The following is a 24,650-nucleotide window of genomic DNA, read 5'->3' on the forward strand; positions in this document are numbered from 1 at the left end:
GGCGATGGCACACCTGACGGCCGGCTAAACTTCTCGCCCATGAGCCACGTCACGGACACACCCTCCTCACCTGCGGTTTTTCGCATCGTGGACCTGTTCGCGGGGCCTGGAGGGCTGGATGTGGCGGCGGATGTCCTCGGTCACCGGGTCACCGGCATCGAATGGGACGACAACGCCTGTGAGACCCGTGCGGCGGCGGGGATGGACACGTTCGCCGGTGACGTGAGGGAGTACCGCGCCGCCCACTTCCCACACGCGCAGGTGCTGACGGGCGGGCCACCCTGTCAGACCTTCACCGTCGCCGGACACGGCGCCGGCCGCAGGGCCCTCGACGACGTGCTGGAGTACATCGCGCGGCTGCACGACGCCGTGCGCTCGGAGTCGACGCCTTGGCGTGAGATCTTCCGGACCTGGCGCAGGATCTCCGAGGAACTGCGGCACAAGGCCACCGAGGCGGAGGCGGTCAAGGCCGTGAAGCGTGAGGTCGAGGCGGTCCGGTCGGTCACCCTCAAGGCGGCCAGGAAGAATCTCGCCGAGCACGGCTGCTCGACCGAGGAGATCAAGATCGCCTTGAAGACGCTGGAGGCGCCTCCGCAGCTCGCCCACCGGGACGCCGACCTCAAGAGCCTCTTCGACGGTCTCGTCTCCCTGGAGAACTCCCTCGACGCGCACCGGATCAGGTTGGAGGAGCTGGGCGACGAACGTACGGGGCTCGTTCTCCAACCGCTGTGGTGGGTGATCGAACGCAGCCGACGCCCGGGGCTGGTGCCCTATGAGGCTGTCGTGCTGGAACAGGTGCCCGCCGTGATGCGGGTGTGGGAGGAGTACGAGAAGGTACTGACCACCCTCGGCTACCGGACCAGGACACAGCTGATGCACACCGAAGCCTTCGGCGTCCCGCAGACCCGCAGGCGTGCCGTGCTCATGGCCAGGTTCGGAAAGATCGACGTCCCGGAGGTGGAGGAAACCCACGAGCGCTATCGGCCGGGCGGTGTTCCCGCCGCCCCCCGAAGCGCCGACCGCGCGGACGCGCTGCTCTGGGACGTCGACGAGGCAGGCATCGGCAAGAGCAAGAATGAGCCGAAGGACTCCTGGGTGTCGATGGAGGCTGCCCTGAAGAAGGTCCGGGACCTCGCGCCGGACCTGGACCTGCCGGACCGCCCCGCCTTCACCGTCGTCTCGAACTACGGGACCGGCGGCGACCCGGGCGCGCGGGGACGTCGTGACCACGACGCACCGGCCTCGACGGTCACCGGGAAGGTGTCCCGCAACCGGCTCGTGCACAAGGGAACGGACACGGACCTCCCCCGGTTCGGCCGTTTCGAACTCGCCGAGGCCGGCGTGCTCCAGACGTTCCCCGTCGCCTACCCCTGGCGGGGCGGCGACCGGCCCCAGCAGATCGGCAACGCGGTGCCGCCCCTGCTCGCACTGCACGTGCTGCGGCATGTGCTCGAACCGGAGCTGAGCGAGGAGGAGGCCGACGCCAGGCTGGAGCAGGCCGTGGCGAAGCTCGAGAACTGGCGTCCCCCGAGCGAGCCGTCGAGGATCCGCCGGCGGGAGGACCTTGAGGGTCACCCCCTCACCGGCAGGTGACCCCTCCGGCTCACCCCTGCGGCGCCCGCCCTCGGACCGGCGCTGTCTCGAAGAGGTCGGCGAAATACTCGGTCAGCGTCTCCACGGACTTCTCGGGGACGGGCTCCTCCTCCGGCCCGGTCGGCAACACGTGGCGGGGCACGGGAGGGGCGGTCTCGGCCTCGTCGATCCAGCGGCGCAGATCTTCGGGGTCCCGCCACTCATCGGCGGCCATCGCGTCGTAGATCAAGGTGGCGCCGGCCGTGTTGATCGCGGCCATGAGGCCGTTGACCTCGCGGCCGGTGGTGGCGATGCCGCTCTGGAGGACACGGACCAACGCCTGGGCCGTGGGGCGGTGGTCGACCAGGTCCGACCGCATCACGGTGTGGATCAGATCCTGATTGGAGCAGGCGACCACCACCGGGGCGTAGTCCCCGCCGTTGCGGAACAGTTCGGCCGCCCACCACAGACGTGAGAAGCACTGTCGGTCGGGGGCGCCCTTGAAACGAGCCGGGTCGACACGAGGCTCAGGAGTCTTCGCCGAAGGCGCGGAGAGATGCCGCCACACCACGTAGTCCGGGGCGACACCGAGCGCGAGGTGGTTCCAGAGCCGCCGGTCGGCGGCTTCCCTCCGGGTCAGGCGGAGAGCCGCGTGCAGACGGGGGGCCAACCAGGCGTCGGCCTCCGTCCGGTTCTCCTTGAACTGATGCAAAGCGTCGTCGATCAGTTCCCGGAGGGGTTCCGCCCGCCAGCGGGGGTCCTCCTCCGGGAGGGGCTCGACGACCTTCGCCAGGTCCACACCCCCGTGCCCCTGGATCCCCCGGAGCAGATCCTCGGTGAGGAAGGGGTCGGCGGCCGTAGCGGAGAGCAGACCGAGTCGCTCGGGATGGTGGTGCGGCTGCTCGATCACGGCCGGTCCTCTCGGTTGATCTGCTGAAGCGCGCGCAGGACGTTGGCGAGCGACTGACGCGCACCGGCACGACGCACGGCGGCGTAGTGGACGCGGGTCTGGAGTTCCACCCATCCCGCGTCGCCGGTCCGCCGCCGGTGAACCCGGCGCAGCGCGTCCTCGGCACGGAGGCCGGGCACCACGTCGGGGAGCATCTCCCGCAGCACCTCCCCCCTCCAGTCGGTGGGGAACACGGGCGAGCCGTCGGGCTCGACCTCCAGATCACCGACCGCGCTGTGGAAGACGGCGGTCCACACGTCGGTGGCCATCTGCGAGAGCAGTAGCTCGTGGACCTTGTTCTCCATCCCGCCGGTCTCGCCGCCGAGAAGGTCGGAGAACCCCTCGACGTCGGTGTTGACCATCACCAGCGGGAGCCGACCCGAAGCGTCTACGACCCAGGGGGCGTCGGCGTAGGGGCGCAGCCATTCCCGCGCGCTCTTGGTGAAGCTCGTCTGCTTCACGTCGAGGCGCAGTCCGCCGAGCGGTTCCTCGGCGGTCGTGTCGATCGTCCAGTCGGTGTCGGTCTCGGTGATCGCTCGGCCCTGCACTCCGTCCACGGTGGCGACCGCGTGGACCGCCAGATCGGCACGGCCGACGTGGTCGTCGCGGCGCACCTCGATCGCGCCGGACCACTCTTTGCTGTCCGGGGCGTCCTGGCGGAGTTCGACCGTGGTGCGGACGTTGGTGTCACCGTCGGTGAGCACTGCGAGGACCCGTAGATCGCTCCACGGGGCGTCGGGGTCGGTGGCGCCGGGCGGCAGTGTTGCGGACAGGCCGATCCTGGCGGACAGCCAGTCCTCGTGCTGTGCCACGCCCAGGGCGACGGTTCTCTGGGGCGTCGAGAACGCCGAGGTGTCCAAGTGGTCACGGGTGCGGTCGGGCAGCCTGAGCGAGACCGACGTCACCCTCAGACCGACCGGGCGGTTGAGTCGCTTGTAGGGATAGAACTTCATGCCTCACTCCCCTGAGCCGGCACGGAGTTCGAGCGCGAGTCGCGTGAGTTCGGTGCGGACCGGATGACTGGTGGGATCGGTGGCCCCACGGAACACCGCCTTACGGGCGCCTTGCTCGAAGTGCAGAACCCCGCCTTCCACCTCGCAGCCCTCCACGGCCACGAGTTCGGCCCAGTCGAGTCTGGGCCTGCCGCCCGAACGGACGTCGAGGAGGACCACAGGGGTCATCGCGGGCAGTTCGTCGGCGCGTGGAAGTTTCACCTCCGCCGTGATCCGCCACTCATTGCTCTCGCCGATCGCGGCATCCAGCTCGACCAGTTCCGGCACGGTCGGCCCGGAACCACGCTTGGGTGCGGCGGCCTTGCGCGGGACGGTGAGCTTCTTGCGCAGCTTGGCACTCTCCTCGGTACCGGGGCGCTTCGGCCGGACCACCAGCTCCCTGACGGCCGAGTTGACCTCGGTGGTGAGTCGGGAGATGCGGTTGTGGGCGCTGTGGGACCAGCGGAGGGTCAACTCCTCGGTCTGGCCCCATCGGTCGTGCTCGGGGGGTTCGGCGGCCCGCAGGAACTCCTCGGCCTCCCCTGCGAAGGGAGCCGATTCCCCCGCCGCGTGGCCCACCAGGAGAACGGCCTGGAACTGGGTGACACCCAGGGGCAGACCGTGGACGGTCGACTTCTTGATGGTCATCCGGTTGCCGCGCAGCGAGTGGACCTGGTTCGGCACCCCGTCCTTGTCCTCGGCCTCCGTGACCAGGAGCACTCCCTGGTGCGTGCCGAGGGTGCCCGAGCGTCCGCCGGACAGGGGAAGCCGGAGCGGAACGGTGCGGAGGGCCACCTGGCCGGCCTCGGTGAGCCGGTCCACGGTCGTCCCCTCGTAGAACGCGCGCAGCGCCCGGCTGCGCGAGGGCTGGGTGTCGGTGGGGTCGACCGTCTCCTCCTCCACGACGACCTCGCCGTTGCGATACGTGCGCACCGAGGTCTCCAACAGCGGAAGCCTGCTGCCGCCTCCGGTCATGGCCGCCCAGAAGTCCCGACCCAGGGCCTCGACAAGACGTCGATGCATGACGCGAATGTCGCGGATCCCGTCGCCGTCGCTCGCGTTCCCCTCCTCGTCGTCCGAGTCGGATCCGCCCTGTTCGAGGCTCGCCACGTCGTGGGCGCCGACGATGAGGAAGGATGTGCCCGGCTCGTCGTTGTCGCGGGTGAGATAGAGGCGATCGACCGTCTCCTCGTCGGCCCACCAGGAGCGGACCACCTCCGCGTTGTGCGTCTCGGGGTCGGGGCGGCCCAGCCAGGCCGGGCCCGCGTACGGGGTGCCGTCGACGGAGCGCCACGGCAGCTCCAGCCGACCGATGACGCGCCGCTCGGTGCGACCCTCGTGCGGGACGGAGAGCGTGGAGTTGATGAGCACCATGCCCAGCGCGCTGGTGGCCCAGAGCGTCGCCTTGCCGAGTCCGTAGGAACCACCCGCGCCCCGCCCCGACTTGAGGCTCTCCAGCTGCCTGCGGACGACGGCCGCGAACTTGCCGTCGCCGTAGTCGTCGCCGGTGAGGCCGGAGGCGTTGTAATCGTCGATCCGGAGGAGGATCAGGCGCCCCTTCTCGAACATGTCGCGTACGCCCGCGTCCACGACGCGGCCGACCTTCTGATCGGCGGCGGACTCGGAGACCGCCGAGTAGTGGGGGCGGAGTTCGTCCCAGAGGACGGCGGCGCGGAACGCCTCCAGCTTCTCGCCGGTGAGTTCGTGGAGGCTGTAGCGCACCCGAACGGGTCGTCCGTTCTCCACGAGGCGCTCGTCGAGGCTGTTCTGGCAGGTCTCGCGCGCGAGGACTTGGACGTCCGCATCGAAGGCGAAGGCCGCGGCGTTTCCGCCGTCGCGTCCTCCGTCCTGGTACCCGGGCCGGTGGTACCAGGTGACCGGCAGGCCGGCCTGCGTGTCGGTGGTACGGGTATGCACGGTGCCCAGGTCGGTTCCGAGCGCTTTGGCGATCTCACCCATGACGGTGGGGCGCGGGACGGAGCGCTTGGTGATCCACGCCGAGACGGCGGCGCGGGTCAGCCCCAGTTCCTCCGCCAGCTCCGCCTGTGTCTTGTTCGCCAGCCTGAGCTGACGGGACAACCAGGGCCCGAAATCCTCACCGACCTCCATGGGGCCTCCCACTCTCTGCCGTATGTCGTTGTGCCACAGTCATGGACAGGCTAATTTGACGCGAGGACGCACGTCAACTGACGCTTGACGTCGCCTGATCGGGCCGGATCCATGCCCATCCAGCCTGCCCGATAAGCCCGATTCAGGAGTTACCTTCAGGTTCATCACTTCAACGACAGGCCGCGAGGGGGCGGGAAGTTCTCGGGCGTAAACCACACCGCAAATCGGAGAGGTCAACTCCGGTAACCTGCAACAGCATTGGGGTAGACCGAACGGGTTACGCGCCCTAGGATCACGGCAGCGGAAAGCGTCCGCCTCACTCGGGAACTCCCGTGTGACAACGGGTGAGTTGTACCTTCTTTCATTTTCACGACCCCGACGTGCTTGCGGTGCAGGGATCCTCGGCAAGGACCGGGGGACGCGAAATTCATGGAGCCCCTCCCCGGGGAGACGGAATTCTCCGCAGCACTGCACCCCTGATTCGATGCGTGAGATCAACTCCATGGCTTACAGCTCGATTTAGCCAGCTCAGAAACGGAGACAAAGCAGATTCTCGGTCCGTCCGGTACTGCGGTCGAGGGATTCGAAGAGCTCTTCGACCCCTGTTCCGCACCCGTCGATCCCCACGACGGGTGATCAGCGACGGCTGATGACCCTCGACGCACGATCGGCGAGGTCACGAGGTCACGAGGTCGCCGCACCACATCTCCCCAGGTCGAACGGGCTCGGACCGCTCCACGGCCGACCCTCTCGTACGTGTTTCGTCATGCCATCTATCGCAGGAGCCGTGAAGAAGCAATGTCCGATTCCTCATCGTCGGTCATCCGCACCGTCCTCGAACAGTCCTCTCGCGTCCTGCAGACGTACGAGGTCGACCCCGGCCTCATTCCCGAGCACGCCAACGGCGAGCGCCGCATCACTCAGGGCGGATACGGCGATCGGCAGCTCTTCGAACTCGTGCAGAACGCCGCCGACGAGATCGCGAACGAGCCGGGAGGGAGCGTCCACGTCGTTCTCACCGAGACGCACCTCTACTGCGCCAACGAGGGATCCCCGGTCACTCCCTTGGGCGCGGAAACCATTCTCCGAATGAGCATGTCGCGCAAGCGAGGCGGTCAGATCGGCCGATTCGGCGTGGGTGTGAAATCCGTTCTGGTCGTCACCGACACTCCGCAGTTCTTCAGCAGAACCGGTGACTTCGGATTCGACCGCGAATGGGCGCTGGAGAAGATCCGCTCGGTCCCCGGCGTCCTGGACCACCTGGGTGAAGGGTTCGAAGCACCGGTGCTGCGGATGGCCCGTCCCCTCGACGCGGCTGCCGAACGCGCCCAGGACTCCGTCCTCGACGAGCTGCTCGACTGGGCCACCACCGTGGTCCGCCTGCCGCTGCTCCCTGGCGCCGCCGGCAAGTTGGCGCTGGACATGCACGGCGGGCGGACGGCGGCCGGGGCGGCCCGCGAGGAGTTCCCGCTCGGGTTCCAGCTTCTTTCCCCGCACGTGGCGAAGGTTGTCCTCGAGGACCGTCGGCCCCGTCCGGCCGTCCGTCGCGTGCTGGCCGCCGAGCGCTCGGGGAATCTGCACACCGTAGTGGAGGAGCGGACGGGGAGGCCCACCGTCAGTGCCCGCTGGCGGGTCTTCTCCACCACGCACGAGCCGGGCCCCGCGGCCCGGGCCGACGCCGGCGAACTGCACGACCGGCTCACCTTGGACCTCGCCTGGGCGGTGCCCGCGCTGGAGAAGGACGAGAAGACCGGGCTTCATGTCAGTCCGCATTCGCGGGGGCGGGGGCGCTTCTGGTCCTTCTTCCCCACCAAGTACGAGATGTCCCTGAGCGGCATCCTCAACGGTGCCTGGAAGACCAACGAGGACCGTCAGAACCTGCTCGACTCCTCCGCCTTCAACGAGGAGATGGTCAAGGTCTCGGCATCGCTGGTGGTCGACTCCCTGCCCGGCCTGGCCCCCGCCGAGGACCCCGCCGCGTACCTCCCGCTGCTGCCGGGCCGTGTGAAGGAGGCGATCAGCTGGGCGGACGAGTTCCTGACCCGGGAGATCTGGGAACGGACGGCTGTCCGCCCGTCTCTCCCCGACCAGGAGGGCGTACTGCGCGTTCCGACCGAGCTGCGCGTCCCGCCGCGTCTCGACAAGGACCGGCACGCCGGCTGGTTGCGCTTGTGGCACGAGACCCCCGGCCGCCCCTCTGACTGGCTGCACCCGAACGCCGAGGTCGACCCGCTCCGTTCGGGAAAGGTCGAGCACATCCTCGGTGCGGCCGGCCACAAGCGGTCCGACGTGCGCGCATGGCTGGAGGCCCTCGTCGGGTGCGGCACCGCCGAGGCGTCCGCGACCGCGATCCGCATCGTCGCCGACATGATCGAGACCCGGTCGCCGTACGCCGGCGAGGCCCGGAAGGCGAAGATCGTGCTCACGGAGGAGCACGGCCTCGTCCCCCCCGTTCCCGGGCAGGTGTTCCGCCGCGCCGACGAGGACGGGCTGCGCGAGTCCCTGGTGTACGTGGTCGGCGAAATCGCCCGGGACCCGGGACTCGCCTCGGCTCTCAACCTGCTCGGCATCCGGGAGGCAGACGTCGAGGGCCGGTTCATCAGCGTCCTCGACCAGGGGTTCGACGGCTACGGGAACGCCGAGTGGGCGCGTTTCTGGGACCTGTTCCGCCAGGCCGGCGGGCGCCGGTTGACCCACACCGTGCTCCAGCAAGTGCCGAACGTCGGCGAGACCCTGTGTGTGCGGACCGCGGACGGGAAGTTCCGCCCGGTACGCGACTGCATGCTGCCGGGCGCGGTGGTCGACGCACGACGCGACCCGGGCATCGCCGTCGACATGGGTTTCCACTCCGACGACCTCGCCTTCTTCCGGGAGATCGGCCTGCGGGAACGACCGTCGACCTCGATGCGTCCGGAGGGCGAGAGCTGGTTCGAGGAGTACCGGGAAGCGGTCCACGCGGCCTATCTGCGGAGCCTGGACCAGCGGGCTCCCCGCCCGGCTCTCAACCGCATGAAGGTGGAGGGTTCCGCGATCGGTGGCCCACTGCACCTCTTCGAGTCGCTCTCCGAGGAATCCCGAGCGGCCTTCCTGCGGGCGCTGCCGGACGACGCCGTGGTGGACAACTGGACACGCCAGATCGGTGCACAGTCGAGCACCCGGCAGGCCGTGATGTCGCCGATCCGCTGGATGCTCAGGAAGTACGGAAGGGTCTCCACCTCCCAGGGCGTCAAGCCGCTGGACGAGGCGGTCGGCCCCCAGCTCGCCGCCTACCGCGACGTGCTGCCGGTCGCCGACATCTCGCCCGAGAAGGCGCGCAAGCTGCGCCTGCCCGTCACAGTCGACGAGGTCCCGGCCGCACACTGGGAGACGCTCCTCTCGGAGGTGACCCGAAGCGAGGACGACGCCTTCGTCGGCAACACCTACGTGATGCTCACCCGGTTCGGGGCGGACTTCCCCGAGGACGCGCTGACCCGCTGCCGGATCGGCGACACCTGGGGCACCCGGCCAGACGACGAGATCACCGTCGCCGTCGGCACGACCGAGTACCGGGCACTGCGGGCGGAGCAACTTCCCACTCTGCTCGTGGCGACCGTCGAGGACGCCGAGTTGATGGTCGAGAAGTGGACCATGAAGCGCTACGCCGAGGCCATCACCCGGGAGACCCGCGAGGTCCCGGACGGCGACCCGGTCCCGCTCATGGAGCTGTACCCCGCTCTGCGCCAGCGGCTCAGCAGTGGCAATCGGAACGCCACTGTGCAGCCGTGCACGGAGCTGGAAGAGGTGACCCGGACCCCGAACGCGGCGAAGACCCGTCCTCTGGACGCGGTGCGCCAGGGCACCACCGTCAAGGTCCGGGTCCCCCTGGAGCCCGAGCCGATGCTCCGCCTGATCGACCGTGAGCTGGAACTCGGACTGGGCGCGGGCGGCTGCCGGGCCGTCCTGGAACGACAGGAGCAGATGACTCGGGACAGTGCGACGAAGGCCGCTCTGAAGGCCGTGCGCGACGCCGAGGACGTGGTCACCAAGATCGAGCTGCTGATCGGTGCCGAGGCCCTACGGTCCGGGCTCCCCGAGGGACTGATGGAGGCCGAACTGGAGGCGACCGACGGCGCGGAGCCGTCCGGGCACCGGATCGCGCAGATGGCCTTCAACGCACGCGGCGACAGGGTGCTCCACCACCACGCCCGGGACATCCAGGCCAGGTTCCCTCACGCTCCGGTCGGATACGGAGGTGCGTCGGCCGCCATCGCCTTCGTGTCGAGCCTCGGACTGCCGGTGACCTTCGCCGGTTCCCGGATGCCGTCGCCGCCCGTGTTCGAGACGATCGACGGTCCGCGGGACTTCCCCGGGCTCCACGAGTACCAGGAGGACCTGGTCCGCAACATCACCACGTTGCTCGACCGCCTAGCCCCACAGCGCGCCATGCTGTCCCTGCCCACCGGCGCCGGTAAGACGCGCGTCACCGCCGAGGCCGTGATCCGCTGGGTGAAGCGGGTCGGCGAGCTGCAGGGACCGCTGCTGTGGATCGCGCAGACCGAGGAGCTGTGCGAGCAGGCCGTGCAGAGCTGGAAGTTCGTATGGAACAAGGTGGGGGCGGAGCGGCCCCTCACCATCAGCCGCCTGTGGAGCGGCAACGAGGTCGGCGAGGTCGAGGGACACCCGCACCTGGTCGTGGCCACGGACGCCAAGCTGGAGCGGTGCCTGGACACCGAACAGTACGAGTGGCTGCTGGAGGCCTCCCTGGTCGTCGTGGACGAGGCCCACACGGCGATCTCCCCTCGATACACCGACATCCTGGGGAAGTTGGGGCTCACCCAGTACGAGACCCGGCGTCATCTGCTCGGTCTGACCGCCACCCCGTACCGCAACACCAACGAGGAGGAGACCAAACGGCTCGCCGGCCGCTTCGGCCGGCGGCGCCTCGACGAGGGTGTCTTCCCGTCCGGCGATCCGTACCGGGACCTCCAGGAATGGGGGATGCTCGCACAGGTGGAGCACCGCACCCTCGAAGGCGGCAGCATCGAGCTGACCCGCGACGAGAAAGCGCAGGCCGAGCGCATGGCCATGCTCTCCCGCTCCGCCGAGCAGCGCCTGGCGGAGGACCACGCACGCAGCCGTCGGATCGTCGACGAGGTGGCCGGCCTCCCTGCGGACTGGCCGACCCTGCTCTTCGCCACGTCCGTGGACCACGCCAACTACCTGGCCGCCCTGCTGAACGATCGGGAAGTGTCCGCAGCCGCCGTGGACTCGACGACCAGCACGCAGGACCGACGCCGACGCATCGAGGACTTCCGCGCGGGACGCATCCGTGTCCTCACCAACTACGGGGTCCTGACCCAGGGGTTCGACGCTCCCGCCACCCGTGTCGTGGTGGTCGCCCGCCCGGTCTACAGCACCAACGTCTACCAGCAGATGATCGGCCGGGGCCTGCGCGGCAGGAAGAACGGCGGCAAGGACTCCTGCCTGATCCTCAACGTCAGCGACAACATCGCAAACTTCGACACCCAGCTCGCGTTCACCCAGTTCGAACATCTCTGGAGCCGCAAGTGACCGACGTCTACCTCGACAGCCCACCGCTCACCGAGGAGCAGCGGGCCGTGGTCGATCAGCCCTGGGACGCGCGTGTCCTGGTCACGGCGGGAGCCGGGGCGGGGAAGACGCACACCCTGGTCCGCCGGCTCGACGCGCTATGTGGTTCCGAGGACCCGGACGAGGCGTTGGAGGCCGCCGAGATCCTGGTGCTCACCTTCTCCCGGGCCGCCGCCCGCGAGCTGCGTGAGCGGATCGCCCGGCACGGCGAAGGCGCCCGGCGGGTGCGCGCCCAGACTTTCGACGCCTGGGCGTACGCCGTGCTCCGCCGAGCCCGTCCGGACGGCGACTGGACGGCGGCCGGCTTCGACGAGCGGATCGCCGCCGCGACCAACGCCGTCGAGAAGGGCGCGCTGGAGATCGGTGACGCCGTCCCGCCGGCCCACGTCGTGATCGACGAGGTGCAGGACCTGCTGGGCGCGCGCCGCGACCTGGTGGAGACGCTGCTCGACCGGTACCAGGACAGTTGCGGCTTCACCGTCGTCGGCGACGCGGCACAGTCCGTCTACGGCTTCCAGATCGCGGACCCGGGCGAACGCGCCGACGAGACCGGCAGGTTCTTCGACTGGCTGCGCTTCTCGTACCCCGACGACCTGGTGGAGCTGCGCCTCACCCAGAACTTCCGGGCCACCACCACCGAGGCCCGGATCGCGCTCGCGCACGGCCCCCGCCTCCAACAGCTCACCGACCCGGACGAGGCGGGAGTGCTCTACGACGAGCTGCGCGACCTCCTCCTGAACCCGGCGAACGGCATGGGCGACCTCACCGACGAGTTCACACTGGACGGTCTGCGGGACCTCTCCGACACCTGCGCCGTTCTCACCCGCGACAACAGGGAGGCTCTCGTGGTCTCCGAAATGCTGCACGCGCACGGCGTCGAGCACCGGCTGAGACGTCCGCTCGAAGACCGTCCCGTGCCGTACTGGGTCGCCGAGCTGCTGCGTCGCACGGAGGCGACCGGTCTCGCCGAGGACCGGTTCCACGCCCTGCTCGCGGAGATACCCCTGCCGTACGAGCCCGACCCGGCGGCCTTGTGGACCATCCTGCGGCGTGTGGCCCGTGGGGCGGGACGGGGCGTGCTCGATCTGGACCACCTGCGCCGCGCGGCCGCCGAGGGCAGGTTCCCCGACGAGGCGGCCGACCCGGAGACCGCCCGGATCGTCGTCTCGACCGTCCACCGGGCCAAGGGCCTTGAGTTCGATCGGGTGATCGTTCTGACCCCGCCGACCGTCGCGGAACTCCTCAAGCGCCACAAGGACCAGCTGGACCTCCCCGCCGAGGCCCGCGCCCTGTACGTGGCGATGACGCGCGCCCGCCACGACCTGTACCACATGGCGCCGCCCGAACTGCCGCAGTTCAGGCGGGCGGGAAAGCGCGGCGACGGCCGTCGCTACATCGGAGGCTGGCGATCCTACGACCGGTACGGCATCGTCATCGAGGCGGCTGACGTGTGCCAGGACGATCCTCCGGGCCACGACGGCGACGCCGCAGCCACTCAGGCGTACCTCCTGGAACGGGTGAGCCCCGGAGAGTCCGTGGTGCTGCGCAAGCGCCACGACCTGCCCATGGGTGAGACGCAGAGCCCGCCGTACGACCTGCTGCACGACGGGCGGGAGATCGGGGAGGCGTCGCGACGGTTCCGCGAGGAGCTGTTCCAGGTGCAGAAGGTGAACAGGACGTGGGACCCCTGGTGGCCGGACGAGATCCATGGGCCGCGGGTCGACATCCTGCAGACGGTGACGGGCAGCACCGCGGCCGGGGCCAACGCCGGCCTCGGGGATCGGGGCGTGTGGATCACCCCGAGGATCACCGGCGTCGGATGGTTCCGACGGGCCGACAACGACGAGGAGCAGGGCGCATGACGCAGGTGGCAGGCCGACACTCCGAGCACTACCGGGTAAGGGACGAGGAACTCCTGGTGGGACTCCGCCGCGAGCTGCTCGGCCCCGCGGAGGACGCGGAGCCGGACGACCGGGACGAGATCCTCACCCAGGACACGCCCATCGACCGCTACCCGACCGGGGTGCTGTACCCGGGTTCGGCGGACAAAGGCGCGGCGGAAGCACGCAAGGAGGAGGCCGCCGAGCAGGACGGCCTGGACGCCGCGCCGGTGCTGACCCGCGACAGCGTGGAGGAGTCCGGCGCGGAGCGCGACCCGGGGCGGCCGGGGGACCGTCGACCCTCGTCCATGGGCCTGACCTTCGCGGTCGACCCGGCCATAAGCGGGACGATCGTGGTCTCGACGCGCGCCGCCGCCTACCGTCCGACCGACGCGGACGGCAGGCCGGTCGAAGCGCGCAGGGCCGAGGCCCGCACCTTGTCCGCCCAGCGTGAGCACTGGCGGCGGGAGGAGCTCGACCTCCCGGACCACACGATCGACGTCACCGTGCCGGGTAGCGGCGTACGGGCCCGGCTGCACACCGACAGGAAGCTCGACCTGCACGCGATCGTCCGTCGCCCCGACCCGCGGTCGGGGACGGTCAGCATCACCGTGACCCTGATCAACGCGGAGCAGGTCGGCAAGTACGACCTGAAGGACGCGTTCTCCCTGTTCCAGTGTGGCCTTCGGGTCCGCGCCGCCGACGGCTCCACGGCGTTCGTCGAACGCCCCGCGAGGACGGCCTCCCACGACCCGGAGGTCGCCACGAGCCGGCTGCTGCACCGGCACGCGCCGACCTTCGCCGTCGGGCACGGCTGCTCGGCGGAATGGGACTGGACGCCGCCGCCCATCGGGGTGACCGACACTCTCGAGGGCGGCGTCCCCGAGGTGCGCAGCCAGTTCGTACCGTCGGTGGAGGTGCTGCTCACCGACTCCAACCCTGAGATCGACAGCTCGACACTGTCCATGTTGGGACTGGCGGAGAAAACCGACGCCGAGATCCTGGCCGCGCTGGAGGGTCTCGCCTCGGGGTACGAGCGGTGGATCGACCGCAAGCGGGCCGAGGCCGAGGCCCTGACCGGCACCCAGCACGATGAGGCCGCGCGGAATCAGGTGACGGCCTGCCGCGAGGCCCTCGGACGCATCCGTGAGGGCATCGAGCTGCTGCGGACCAAGCCCGACGTGATGCGGGCGTTCCGCCTGGCCAACCGTGCCATGGCCGATCAGCGCGCCCGCAGCGACTGGGTGCGGAAGGGACGGATGGGCACGCCGGACCTGCCCGTGGGGCGCTGGCGCCCGTTCCAGATCGCGTTCGTGCTGCTCTGTCTGGCGGGGATCGACGACCCCCGCCACGACGACCGCGCGCTCTCCGACCTGCTCTGGTTCCCCACCGGTGGTGGCAAGACGGAGGCCTACCTCGGCCTGATCGCGCTCACGTCGTTCCTGCGCCGTATCCGTGAGGGAGCCGCCGGCGCCGGGGTCACGGTGATCATGCGGTACACGCTCCGACTGCTCACCCTTCAGCAGTTCGAGCGCGCGGCGATCCTGCTCTGCGCGATGGAACAGCTGAGGCGCCGCGAGCCTGAGTTGGGTGAGGAAGAGTTTTCCGTCGGCATGTGGGTCGGCCGTTCGGCCACCCCCAATACGCTGGAGAAGGCCGACGAGAAGCTCGGCGAGCTGCGCCGGAACCTCGGCAAGAGCCTCGCCAAGGAGAATCCCGTCCAGTTGCACGCCTGTCCGTGGTGCGGTGAGCGGCTCGACGCGCGCGACTACGACGCCGACGTCAAGGCCGCACGGATGTTCGTCCGCTGCCCCGGCGAGGACTGCGACTTCGCCGACGGCCTGCCCGTCCACCTGGTCGACGAGGCGGTGTACGCCGCCCGGCCGACGCTGGTGATCGCCACCGTCGACAAGTTCGCTTCGATGCCGTGGCGCCCGGCCACCGCGGCGCTGTTCAACCGGGACGACACGACCGACCCCACTCCGCCGCCGGAACTGATCGTTCAGGACGAACTCCACCTGATCTCGGGACCGTTGGGGACCCTGACCGGCCTCTACGAGACGGCCGTGGACGCCCTCGCGAACAAGCCCAAGGTCATCGCCTCCACCGCGACCATCCGCCGCGCCGCCGACCAGGGCAGGCATCTCTTCGCCCGTGGCGTACGTCAGTTCCCCCCCGCCGGACTGGACTCCCGCGACTCGTGGTTCGCCGTGGAGACCCCTCGCGAGGAGAAGGCGAGTCGCCGCTACGTCGGCCTCCTTGCCCCCGGCACCAGTCAGTCCACGCTGCTGATCCGTACGTACGCCACCCTGCTGCACCGGGCGATGCACGCGGACACGGGGGACGACAGGGTGAAGGACACGTACTGGAGCCTCGTCGGCTACTTCAACAGCCTGCGCCTGCTCTCCGCCGCGGAACTCCAGGTCCACGACGACGTGGTGGCGTATCTGGAGCTGCTCGCCGAGCGCGAGGGAAGGGAGGTCCGACCGATCCCGAACTACTCAGAACTGACGAGCCGCGTCGACGCCAGCGAGATCCCGACCCGTCTCAAGCGGATCGAGAAGCGTTACCCCGACGAGGACGCGGTGGACGTGCTTCTGGCCACCAACATGATCGCGGTCGGTGTCGACGTCGACCGGCTCGGTCTCATGGCTGTGATGGGCCAACCGCAGACCACGGCGGAGTACATCCAGGCCACCAGCCGCGTCGGGCGCGCGCACCCGGGATTGGTGGCGGTCATGCTCAACTCCTCCCGTTCCCGAGACCGTTCACACTACGAGAGCTTCCAGCACTTCCACTCGGCTCTCTACCGGGAGGTCGAGTCCACGTCGGTCACCCCGTTCTCCGCGCGCTCCCGCGACCGGGGCCTTCACGCGGTTATCGTGGCCTTGGCCCGCATCCTGATCCCGGCCGCCCGCCCCAACGACGGTGCCGCCAAGGTGGAGTCGTACGAGGCAGTGCTCAGGAACGAGGTGAAGGACATCGTCCTCGACCGCACCGGCGCCGTTGACAGCAAGGAGATCACCGCCGTGTCCCGGGCGTTCGACGAGTTCGTGGATTGGTGGTGCAAAGAGGCCGATGTCCACAGCGGCCTGCTCTTCGAACCTCAGCGAGGCAACCGCTCCCCGTCGATCCTGAAGTCGTACGACGACGAGACCGAGGACCTCGAGGCATGGCCCACTCTGTGGAGCCTGCGCGACGTCGACGCCGAGTCCGCACTGTTCATGGAGGGAAACCGATGACCCCGCCCCCCGCCCGCCGCCGTCGTACGGGCCAGAGCGGTGCGCCTGCCCACAACCTGCCCCGGCGGGGTTCTGTCCGCCGCGCCCAGGCCATCACCACCTACGGCGTCGGCTCGCTCATCGCGGTCGACCAGGAGTCCTTCGTCGTCTCGGGTCTGGACGACGCGGAGAAGAGTTGGCGGGCGGACGAAGCGCCCCGGATCCACGAACGGCGTCTGGCCCGCCTGCTCGGCGTCGGCTACTTCCGGCTGCCCCCCGCGTCCGGCGACGACAGCAAGGACGGCATGCGGGTCCGACGGTTCCCCCAGATGCACTCCTGCCCCGACTGCGACGAGCTCCAGCGACACCGCGACTTCAACCCGCCGGAGGGGCGCAGCGTCTGTGGCGCCTGCGAGGTCGACCTGATCCCTTCCCGCTTCGTCGTCGCCTGCGAGGACGGGCACCTCGACGAGTTCCCGTACTGGCACTGGGTCCACCGGTCCACCGAGCCGGGGGCCAAGGCCGGACGGTGCGGTGGGCAGCTCAGGCTGCGTTCGTCCGGTCGTACGTCCTCGCTCCGCTCGATCGTCGTCTCCTGCGACTGCGCCCCGAAGCCCGAGGTCTCGATGGAGGGCTCATTCCGCAAGGAGGCGCTCAAGGATCTCGGTCTCAGGTGCCAGGGCTCTCGCCCCTGGCTGGGCGATTCGGCCAAGGAGACGTGCGGCCTGCCCCTGCGCACCCTCCAGCGCGGCTCTTCCACCGTATGGCAGCCGGTGTTGAAGTCGGCGCTGTCCATCCCGCCGTGGAGCGACGGCCGTTCGGACCCGCTGGCCGAGCACTGGGACGCGCTGCGCGAGTGCGCCGACCGCAGTGAGGTGGCGGGATACCTGAAGGCCGCCCTCAAGGACAAGGCACCCATTCCGTTGGAAGTGGTGATGACGCTCCTGGACGCGGAGCGCGAGGAGGACCCTGACGGGGACGCAGCTCCCACCTTCGACCACCGCTATCGCGCTCTGCGGAACAAGGAGTACGAGCGTCTCCGCGCAGGCAACGAGGACAGCGAACACACCCGCGACGAGCAGTTCCTCTGCGAACCCCCGGTGGGCGACACGGCCGTGCTGAAGCCGCTCGGCGTGACCGATCCGATGCTGGTGAAGCGGCTCCGCGAGGTGCGCGCGCTGAAGGCCTTCACCCGGCTCGCCGACCCCGACTCGTCCACCGAGGCGAAGGAGATGCCGCTCGCCGGCGGTCCTGTGCCGTGGCTCCCGGCCATGGAGGTCCATGGCGAGGGCGTGTTTCTCCGTCTGGACGAGGAGCGGCTCGGCTCCTGGGAGCGCACGGTCGGCGTGGCGGCTCGCGCGGAACGTCTGCGCACGGCCCATCAGCGGGTGCTGGAGGAGAGGGCGGGCGACCGCCACCAGGCCATCCGCTCCCCCGCCTCCCCGCGTATGGTGCTGCTCCACACGCTGGCCCACGTGCTCATCAACGAGTGGAGCCTGGAGGCGGGGTACCCGTCGGCTGCCCTCCGCGAGCGTCTGTACGCGGACGACGACATGGCCGGGGTCCTGATCTACACGGCGACGAGCGACTCGGCGGGCAGTCTCGGCGGCCTGGTCGCACAGGGCGAACCGCACCTGCTGGACCGTGCGATCCGCTCGGCCGTCCTCCGTGCCGAGTGGTGCTCGTCCGACCCGCTCTGCATGGAGAGCGGAGTGTCCGGCACCGGTGGCACGAACATGGCCGCCTGCCACGCATGCGTGATGCTTCCGGAGACGAGCTGCGAGCACAACAACGTCCTTCTGGACCGGGCACTGCTCGTCGGCACTCCGGACGATCCTCAGGTCGGCTTCTTCGCAGAGATAGTGGACCGCTGACGTCCACCCGGCCGACACACAGACACCTTGTGCAATGAATGACCGACGTCTGAAGGGCGGGGACTGACCGTGGCCGACTCTTCGGTTCAGACCCCGCCTCTGCGACGGACCGGAACGCAGAGGTGCCCGGTTTCCGTCGGCAGGATCTCCGACGTTCTGCATGGCACCGGCGAGGGGGACTGGAGGGGCCACCACGCGGAGGCGTTCCGTGAGCAGTTCGAGGACGACTTTCGTCCGAAGGTCGACAAGGCGAAGCAGTCCTTCGGCAGGGCTGCCCAGGCACTGGGCGACTGGGCCGCCGCGATGCCGGAGTGGCAACGCAAAGCGGAGGTACTGGAGCGCCAGGCGCAGGACGCCCAAGACGCGTTGAGCTCGGCGAAGGGCAGGCTGGCCGCGCTGCCGCCCAAGTGGCTACTCGACCCGCCGCCCACGGACGACGCGGCGGCACGCGCACAAGAGAAGACCGAGAAGGACTGAGCGGCAGCGGAACTGGCGTCCGCCACCGCTCAGTCCGACCTCGACCGAATACGCGCTGAGGCCCGCGATCTGGCCATCGACTACGACCTGGAAGGCCGGGCCGTCGCACGGCGTCTGGACAAGGCGATGAACATCGCTCCGGACGAGCCGGGGCTGATGGACAGTCTGGGGGACGCCCTGGTCGGCATCGGAAAAGCCTTGAGCGACATCGACGACATGGTCGCCGAGGCGGTCAGCGCGACGGTGTCCGACGCGGTCAAGTGGCTCGCCGAGCATGCCAACGCCGTCGCGGCCCTCGGTGACGTGCTGGCGACGGTGAGCGCCGCCCTGGGCGCGATCTCACTGGTGTTGCTCGGTCTCAGCGTGTTCTTCCCGCCCCTCGCACTGGCCTCGGAGTCGGTGGCCATCGCATCGGGGGCCTTCTCTCTCGGCGCTCTGGCAGTGCACGGCACCGCACGGGCCGTAGGAGGTGACTCCGTGGTGTCCAACAGAACGCTCGCGCAGGATGTTCTGGGTGTCCTCCCGGTCGGGCTCGGGTTCAAGAGCGTGAAGGCCATCGCCGCGAGCCGAGCCGCCGACGCGTCTGCCAACTTCGGACTGGTGGACACCATCGCCTCCTTCATGGGAGATCCGACGGCACTGGGCTACTTCATTCCGAAGACCCCGGAGCAGGGTGCCGAACTCGCCCTTCCCGGCGCACCCCTTCTCGTGGGGTTCCAGAACGCCTGGGAGGCTGGAACCGAGAAGGACCGTGCCGCCCAGCAGGAGAAATGAAGGCGTCTCATGAAGGACGAAGAAATACTCGCCCACTTCGACGGCCGCGGCACGTCAGAGATCACTCTGCTGGGCCTCGACGTCCTGCAGAACGACAAGATCGCCGCCGTCGCCTACGAGATGGGCTACCGGCTGCACTCGAGGGACATTGTCACGCGGGGGCAGTGGCAACTGGTCTACCTGCGTGACGACTCCCCCGACGTCCGCCGGCGAGCCCAGGACACGCTGAACCGGCTGCGCTCCGGCGGCCCTCTGCTGCCTCTGGTCTGGCCCCCGGCCACAACACCGAACGGCGCGGTCCGACCGGTCACCGCAGAGCAGGCGGCCTCCGCCCGGCATGGCATCGCCGCCTACGAGTCCCACGGCTCCCGGGGGTTGGTCGTCATCGCGGCACTGCTCGGCATCGGTTTCCTTCTCCTGGCATGGGTGGCACGTCAGGTGCCCGCTGTCGGTGTCGCACTGCTGCTGGGGGCCGTCGCGCTGGCTGTCGTGGCGGTACTCGTGCCCAGGTGGATGAAGGGCTGGTACGAACGCAGCCGACGCCTGGTGGACGGTTTCGAGCAGCAGCGGTCCCAGCGGTGGGGATCGCCCCCTCCTCCTCCGCCCCCTTCCGCCCCAGGCGCAAAGCCGGCGGCCCCTGAAGGAAACCTTTCGTGATCCGTGTCGACTTCTCAACTGCCGAGTTCGAGGACATCCCGGTCGGCGCCGACTTCGACACCGCCTGGGCGGAGGTGAACAGGCGATGTGCCCGGACGTCGGCCGCCGGTGACCTCGATACGGAAAACCGGTGACCTCGATACGGAAAAGCTGACCGAAATGGCCCGGCGCGCTTCAGCAGGTGTCCCGCCTCCTCGCCGAAGTCGGCGTCGTGTACGTGGCCGACCGCCTCCACTCCTTCCGGGGCGAGCCGTCGCTCTGCTCACTCGCTGTCGCTGTGGCAGAGGGCACAGGTCGTCAGGTGGTCGGGTGGCTGCCCCGGGCGTGCGATGCGGGGGTTCCGGTGTCGGACGCGTTGCCGGTCTCGGCGGACCTTCGGGCAGGGCTCCGGAACCTCCTCGGGCAGGGTTCCGGCGCGTTTGTCGGTGACTTCGGCCATGCGCCGGTCGGTGTCCGTCGTGGTGCGAGGTTCGCAGTCGCGCGCAAGTCCCGTTTGACGACGTGAAGTTGACGCGCCTTCGAGTCGGGAGGGATCATCCACTGCCAGGCGCCGACGGACGAAGCCCCGCGTTGGTCGCGGAGTCGTGCGCATACCGGTCCGGTCGATGAACCGATGCCCCGTCGCATGCATCCTCCATTCCGCCATTCAATCCTCCGAGGTCCGAGGCCCCATTCATGAGCTCAAGCAATCCCAGACGCGGAGACGCGTCGAAGGGCCGCCGTCCGGCCCTGCTGACCGCCGTCGCCGCGCTCGCCGTCGCGGGTGGGGCGGCCGTGCCGGTGCCGGCGCTGGCCGCCGGTGGCACCCCGGTTGCGGCGACCACGCTGCAGCAGGACTTCACGGCCGCCGCCGACGCGTACCACGTCCCGCGTCAGCTGCTGCTTGCGGTGGCGTACCAGGAGTCCGCCTGGGACACGCACGCCGGGCAGCACAGCACGGACGGCGGCTACGGTCCGATGCACCTGACGGACGTCACCCCGGCGATGATGGCCGGCGGCGACGCGGGCGCGGCGGGCCGCCGCGACCTGAAGCAGATGTCCGCCGCTCCGGCCCTGCACACCCTTCAGGCCGCCGCGAAGCTGACCGGGCTGCCGGCCCAGACGTTGCGTACCGATCCGACGGCCAACATCCGCGGTGGTGCGGCGCTGCTCGCCTCGTACCAGAAGGCCGCGATCGGCGCCGTATCCGCCGACCCCGGCAACTGGTATGCGGCCGTGGCCCGTTACAGCCAGTCCACCGCGCGGCAGGGCGCCACGGCCTTCGCCGACCGTGTCTTCGCCACGGTGAAGAAGGGCGCCCACCGCACCACGGCCGACGGCGAGCACGTGAAGCTGGCGGCTGACAGCGACGTCGCGCCGGCGACCGGTCAGCTGGCCTCGTTGGATCTGAAGTCCGCGGCGGACACCGCCACCGAGTGCCCGACCACGGTCGCCTGCACCTTCGTGCCGGCGTCGCCGTCCAACGGCCAGGTCTCCAACCGCCCCGCCAACGGCATCCGGATCGACAGCATCGTCATCCACGACACCGAGAGCTCGTACGACGCCGCCATCACCACCTTCGAGCAGGCGGGCGGCGGCGCCGCGCACTACGTCATGCGGTCCTCCGACGGCGCGGTGACGCAGATGGTGCCCACGAAGGACCTCGCCTTCCACGCGGGCAACTACTCCACCAACATGCACTCGATCGGCATCGAGCACGAGGGCTACGCCGCGCACGGTGCCACCTGGTACACCGAGGCGCAGTACGAGGCCACCGCCGAGTTGGTGAAGTACCTCGCCGCGCGCTTCGACATACCGCTGGACCGGCAGCACATCATCGGCCATGACAACGTCGCCGGGCCGAAGTCGTCCCTCGTCTCCGGCATGCACTGGGACCCGGGCCCGTCCTGGGACTGGAACCACCTCATGAGCCTGCTCGGAGTGCACACCGGGCGGCACGGCGTCGGTCCCGTCGGCTCGGCGGTCACGATCGCCCCCCGCTTCGCCGCCAACCTGCAGACCGTCCAGATCTGCCCCTCCGACGACCCGACCGGCGCCACCACCGCGTGCACCGAGACGCAGCAGGCGTCGAACTTCGTCTACCTGCGCACCGGGCCCAGCGACACCGCCCCCCTCTTCGGGGACCAGGCGATTCACCCCGGCGCGGCCGGCACCGACCGGATCAACGACTGGGGCAGCACCGCGGCGGCGGGACAGCAGTTCGTGGTCGCCGATCAGGACGGCGACTGGACCGCCATCTGGTTCAGCGGCGCCAAGGTGTGGTTCTACAACCCGCACGGCTGCAACACCGCGCCGGCCCACGGGGTGAAGGTGATCACGGCGGCCGGCAGCTCCCCCGTGGCGGTGTACGGCTCCAGCTACCCGGACGCCGCCGAGTACCCCGCGGGCCTGTCGCCCTCGACGCAGGCCGCGCTGAGCATGTACTCCGTCCCGGCCGGCCAGGCCTACGTGGCCACCGTGGCGCCGTCTCTCACGGACGACTTCTTCCCGTCCAGCGGCACGGTCGTCACCGGCGCCAAGGCCATGTACACCATCCAGTACAACCACCGGGTCTCCCTCGTGTACGCCTCGGACGTCACGGCCACGGACTCGTGACGCACCGCTGACAGCACGCCGACGTACGGGTGGTGTCCAGGGGCCCCGGCCTCCTGAACACCACCCGTACGTGTAGGGCATGGACATGCACGGCCGCGGTGCCAGGATGAGGGCATGACGACAATCAACGGGGAAGTCGCGGCCGGGTTCGAGGGCGTGCGGGAGGCGTTCGCCGCCAACTTCGAGCGGCGCGGGGATGTCGGGGCCGCCGTATGTGTGTATCGGGACGGGCGGCCCGTGGTGGATCTGTGGGGTGGGGTCGCCGATCCGGAGACCGGGCGGGAGTGGGAGCGGGACACGTTGCAGCTCGTGTACTCCGCGACCAAGGGGGCCACCTCCACCGTCGCGCATCTGCTCGCCCAGCGCGGGGAGTTGGATCTCGATGCGCCGGTGGCCGCCTACTGGCCGGAGTTCGCCGCGAACGGCAAGGCGGACATCCCGGTGCGGTGGTTGCTGTCGCATCGGGCCGGGGTGGTCACGGTCGAACCGCCGGTGCCGCTGGGTGAGGCGTTGCGCTGGCAGCCGATGGTGGACGCGCTCGCCGCTCAGCGGCCCGCGTGGGAGCCGGGGACCGCGCACGGGTATCACGGGCGGACCTTCGGGTGGCTGGTCGGGGAGGTGATCCGGCGGGTTTCCGGGCGTACACCCGGGCGGTTCTTCGCCGAGGAGGTCGCCGGGCCGCTCGGGCTGGACTTCTTCATCGGGCTGCCGGCGGCGGAGCGCGGGCGGGTCAGCCGGATGGTGTATCCGAAGCCGGACGTCGACCTGAGCACCGTACCGCTGGATCTCGTGCCGCCGGAGGCCCGGGAGTTCGTCGCCGCGCTGCAGGACCCGGACTCGTTGAGCAACAGGGCGTTCGCCGTCACCGATCCGGCCGAGATCGACTTCAACTCGGCCGAGGTGCAGGCCGCGGAGCTGCCCGCGTCCAACGGGATCGGGACCGCGCGCGGCCTTGCGCGGATGTACGCGGCGTTGATCGGGGAGGTTGACGGGGTACGGCTGTTCAGCGCGGAGACCCTCGCGTCGGCGACCGAGGAGCAGGCAGCCGGGGTGGACAAGGTCATCATGTTCCCGATCCGGTTCGCCTCCGGGTACATGCTGCCGGTCGAGATGAACCCCTTGACCGGTCCCCGTGCCTTCGGCCACCCCGGCCGTGGTGGATCGCTGGCGTTCGCCGACCCCGAGCATGGCATCGCCTTCGGTTACGTCATGAACAGCATCGTCGAAGGGGCGGAGGACACGCGTGCGACCGCGCTCGTCGACGCGGTGCGGGAGGCGCTGGTCTAGCCGGTGCCTCATCCTGATCGCCGGGCGCGGGGGATGAGCAGTGAGCTTGCCCTGAGAATTCTTTGAAACATTTTCCCGGGCCCACCGCATCAAGAGGATGGAACGGCAGAGCGCCGGGGACGGGGGAGCGTGCGGATGAGTCAGGGGCCTGTGGAGAACTACGCCGAGTTCGCCGCGGCGCGGGCCGGGCATCTGTACCGGTCCGCCTGTCTGCTCACCGCCGGGGACACCCACCTCGCGGAGGATCTGGTGCAGGAGGCCCTCGGGCGGATCTTCGTCCACTGGGGGCGGGTCTCCCGCGTCGGGAACCCCGCCGGGTACGCGCAGACCGTGCTCACCCGGACCTTCCTCGCCCACCGGCGGCGGTTCAGCAGCAGCGAGAGAGCCAGGGACTCGTTCCCCGAGCCGGCCGACACAGGCGCCGATCCCTCGCTGCGGCTGACCCTCCTCGACGCGCTCGCGCGGCTGCCCGCCAAGGACCGGGCCGTCGTCGTCCTGCGGTACTGGGAGGACCGGTCGATACGCGAGACCGCGGACGCGCTCAACATGAGTTCGGCCGCCGTCCGTACGCGGTGCGTGCGCGCCCTCGCGCGGTTGCGCGAGCTGCTGGGCGAGAACCTCGCCGAGTACGCCCGCTCCTGACATCAAGCGCATCAACCTTGTGGAAACGGTGG

The 24,650-nt window shown here is 69.8% G+C and carries 15 protein-coding genes; 12 read left to right on the plus strand and 3 right to left on the minus strand.

The genetic code is table 11. The features are described 5' to 3' along the window. Positions 1 to 39 precede the first annotated feature (39 nt). Positions 40 to 1,593 (plus strand): DNA cytosine methyltransferase, encoded by a 1,554-nt coding sequence (locus tag ACZ4N4_RS06400; protein WP_467585034.1) that lies wholly within the window; start codon positions 40 to 42, stop codon positions 1,591 to 1,593. A gap of 10 nt (positions 1,594 to 1,603) precedes the next feature. Here ACZ4N4_RS06400 and ACZ4N4_RS06405 read toward each other — a convergent pair whose 3' ends face one another. From ACZ4N4_RS06405 to ACZ4N4_RS06415, 3 genes are read right to left on the minus strand one after another with little or no spacing between them, the layout of a single operon-like run. Further along, positions 1,604 to 2,482 carry a DUF6339 family protein gene (locus ACZ4N4_RS06405; protein WP_467585036.1) on the minus strand — a complete coding sequence of 293 codons (879 nt, stop codon included), beginning with the start codon at positions 2,480 to 2,482 and terminating at the stop codon, positions 1,604 to 1,606. Beyond that, positions 2,479 to 3,474, minus strand: coding sequence for a hypothetical protein (locus tag ACZ4N4_RS06410; RefSeq protein WP_467585039.1), 996 nt, complete (start codon positions 3,472 to 3,474; stop codon positions 2,479 to 2,481). Before ACZ4N4_RS06410 ends, ACZ4N4_RS06405 begins: the two co-directional genes overlap by 4 nt. Positions 3,475 to 3,477: 3 nt before the next feature. Then, positions 3,478 to 5,622 carry a helix-turn-helix transcriptional regulator gene (locus tag ACZ4N4_RS06415; protein ID WP_467585041.1) on the minus strand — a complete coding sequence of 715 codons (2,145 nt, stop codon included), beginning with the start codon at positions 5,620 to 5,622 and terminating at the stop codon, positions 3,478 to 3,480. 798 nt (positions 5,623 to 6,420) lie between these two features. On the opposite strand from ACZ4N4_RS06415, the gene ACZ4N4_RS06420 reads away from it, so the two are divergent. The 11 genes from ACZ4N4_RS06420 (at position 6,421) to ACZ4N4_RS06470 (ending at position 24,618) form a co-directional block, all read left to right on the plus strand. Further along, positions 6,421 to 11,172, plus strand: coding sequence for a DEAD/DEAH box helicase (locus ACZ4N4_RS06420; protein ID WP_467585044.1), 4,752 nt, complete (start codon positions 6,421 to 6,423; stop codon positions 11,170 to 11,172). Next, entirely contained in the window at positions 11,169 to 13,073 is a 1,905-nt protein-coding gene (locus tag ACZ4N4_RS06425; protein ID WP_467585046.1) for a UvrD-helicase domain-containing protein, read from the plus strand. Before ACZ4N4_RS06420 ends, ACZ4N4_RS06425 begins: the two co-directional genes overlap by 4 nt. Then, the gene (locus ACZ4N4_RS06430) at positions 13,070 to 16,333 is read left to right on the plus strand and encodes a helicase-related protein (RefSeq protein ID WP_467585048.1); all 3,264 of its coding nucleotides are present in this window, start codon (positions 13,070 to 13,072) and stop codon (positions 16,331 to 16,333) included. The genes ACZ4N4_RS06425 and ACZ4N4_RS06430 overlap by 4 nt, the downstream gene beginning before the upstream one ends. Then, positions 16,330 to 18,186: a DrmB family protein gene (gene drmB, locus ACZ4N4_RS06435; RefSeq protein ID WP_467585051.1), complete on the plus strand. Its 1,857-nt coding sequence runs from the start codon at positions 16,330 to 16,332 to the stop codon at positions 18,184 to 18,186. The genes ACZ4N4_RS06430 and drmB overlap by 4 nt, the downstream gene beginning before the upstream one ends. 69 nt (positions 18,187 to 18,255) lie before the next feature. Then, complete coding sequence (locus tag ACZ4N4_RS06440) at positions 18,256 to 18,663, plus strand: hypothetical protein (RefSeq protein ID WP_467585053.1); 408 nt, start codon at positions 18,256 to 18,258, stop codon at positions 18,661 to 18,663. Positions 18,664 to 18,789: 126 nt separating this feature from the next. Beyond that, positions 18,790 to 19,437 (plus strand): hypothetical protein, encoded by a 648-nt coding sequence (locus ACZ4N4_RS06445; RefSeq protein WP_467585056.1) that lies wholly within the window; start codon positions 18,790 to 18,792, stop codon positions 19,435 to 19,437. A 9-nt stretch (positions 19,438 to 19,446) separates the two neighbouring features. Then, positions 19,447 to 20,094: a hypothetical protein gene (locus ACZ4N4_RS06450; protein WP_467585059.1), complete on the plus strand. Its 648-nt coding sequence runs from the start codon at positions 19,447 to 19,449 to the stop codon at positions 20,092 to 20,094. Continuing rightward, positions 20,091 to 20,228 carry a hypothetical protein gene (locus ACZ4N4_RS06455; RefSeq protein ID WP_467585061.1) on the plus strand — a complete coding sequence of 46 codons (138 nt, stop codon included), beginning with the start codon at positions 20,091 to 20,093 and terminating at the stop codon, positions 20,226 to 20,228. The genes ACZ4N4_RS06450 and ACZ4N4_RS06455 overlap by 4 nt, the downstream gene beginning before the upstream one ends. A 541-nt stretch (positions 20,229 to 20,769) precedes the next feature. Then, positions 20,770 to 22,689 (plus strand): N-acetylmuramoyl-L-alanine amidase, encoded by a 1,920-nt coding sequence (locus ACZ4N4_RS06460; protein WP_467585064.1) that lies wholly within the window; start codon positions 20,770 to 20,772, stop codon positions 22,687 to 22,689. Positions 22,690 to 22,803: 114 nt separating this feature from the next. Then, positions 22,804 to 23,976: a serine hydrolase domain-containing protein gene (locus ACZ4N4_RS06465; RefSeq protein ID WP_467585067.1), complete on the plus strand. Its 1,173-nt coding sequence runs from the start codon at positions 22,804 to 22,806 to the stop codon at positions 23,974 to 23,976. A gap of 135 nt (positions 23,977 to 24,111) precedes the next feature. Next, the gene (locus ACZ4N4_RS06470) at positions 24,112 to 24,618 is read left to right on the plus strand and encodes a SigE family RNA polymerase sigma factor (protein ID WP_467585070.1); all 507 of its coding nucleotides are present in this window, start codon (positions 24,112 to 24,114) and stop codon (positions 24,616 to 24,618) included. The last annotated feature ends 32 nt before the right edge of the window (positions 24,619 to 24,650 follow it).

Source organism: Streptomyces sp. NPDC026538, from assembly GCF_055567535.1.

Bases quoted from the DNA above. Each gene is read 5' to 3' on its own strand.
- drmB (WP_467585051.1), top strand. From the start codon at position 16,330: ATGACCCCGCCCCCCGCCCGCCGCCGTCGTACGGGCCAGAGCGGTGCG.
- ACZ4N4_RS06430 (WP_467585048.1), top strand. From the start codon at position 13,070: ATGACGCAGGTGGCAGGCCGACACTCCGAGCACTACCGGGTAAGGGAC.
- ACZ4N4_RS06460 (WP_467585064.1), top strand. From the start codon at position 20,770: ATGAGCTCAAGCAATCCCAGACGCGGAGACGCGTCGAAGGGCCGCCGT.
- ACZ4N4_RS06465 (WP_467585067.1), top strand. From the start codon at position 22,804: ATGACGACAATCAACGGGGAAGTCGCGGCCGGGTTCGAGGGCGTGCGG.
- ACZ4N4_RS06470 (WP_467585070.1), top strand. From the start codon at position 24,112: ATGAGTCAGGGGCCTGTGGAGAACTACGCCGAGTTCGCCGCGGCGCGG.
- ACZ4N4_RS06450 (WP_467585059.1), top strand. From the start codon at position 19,447: ATGAAGGACGAAGAAATACTCGCCCACTTCGACGGCCGCGGCACGTCA.
- ACZ4N4_RS06410 (WP_467585039.1), bottom strand. From the start codon at position 3,474: ATGAAGTTCTATCCCTACAAGCGACTCAACCGCCCGGTCGGTCTGAGG.
- ACZ4N4_RS06420 (WP_467585044.1), top strand. From the start codon at position 6,421: ATGTCCGATTCCTCATCGTCGGTCATCCGCACCGTCCTCGAACAGTCC.
- ACZ4N4_RS06445 (WP_467585056.1), top strand. From the start codon at position 18,790: ATGAACATCGCTCCGGACGAGCCGGGGCTGATGGACAGTCTGGGGGAC.
- ACZ4N4_RS06400 (WP_467585034.1), top strand. From the start codon at position 40: ATGAGCCACGTCACGGACACACCCTCCTCACCTGCGGTTTTTCGCATC.
- ACZ4N4_RS06415 (WP_467585041.1), bottom strand. From the start codon at position 5,622: ATGGAGGTCGGTGAGGATTTCGGGCCCTGGTTGTCCCGTCAGCTCAGG.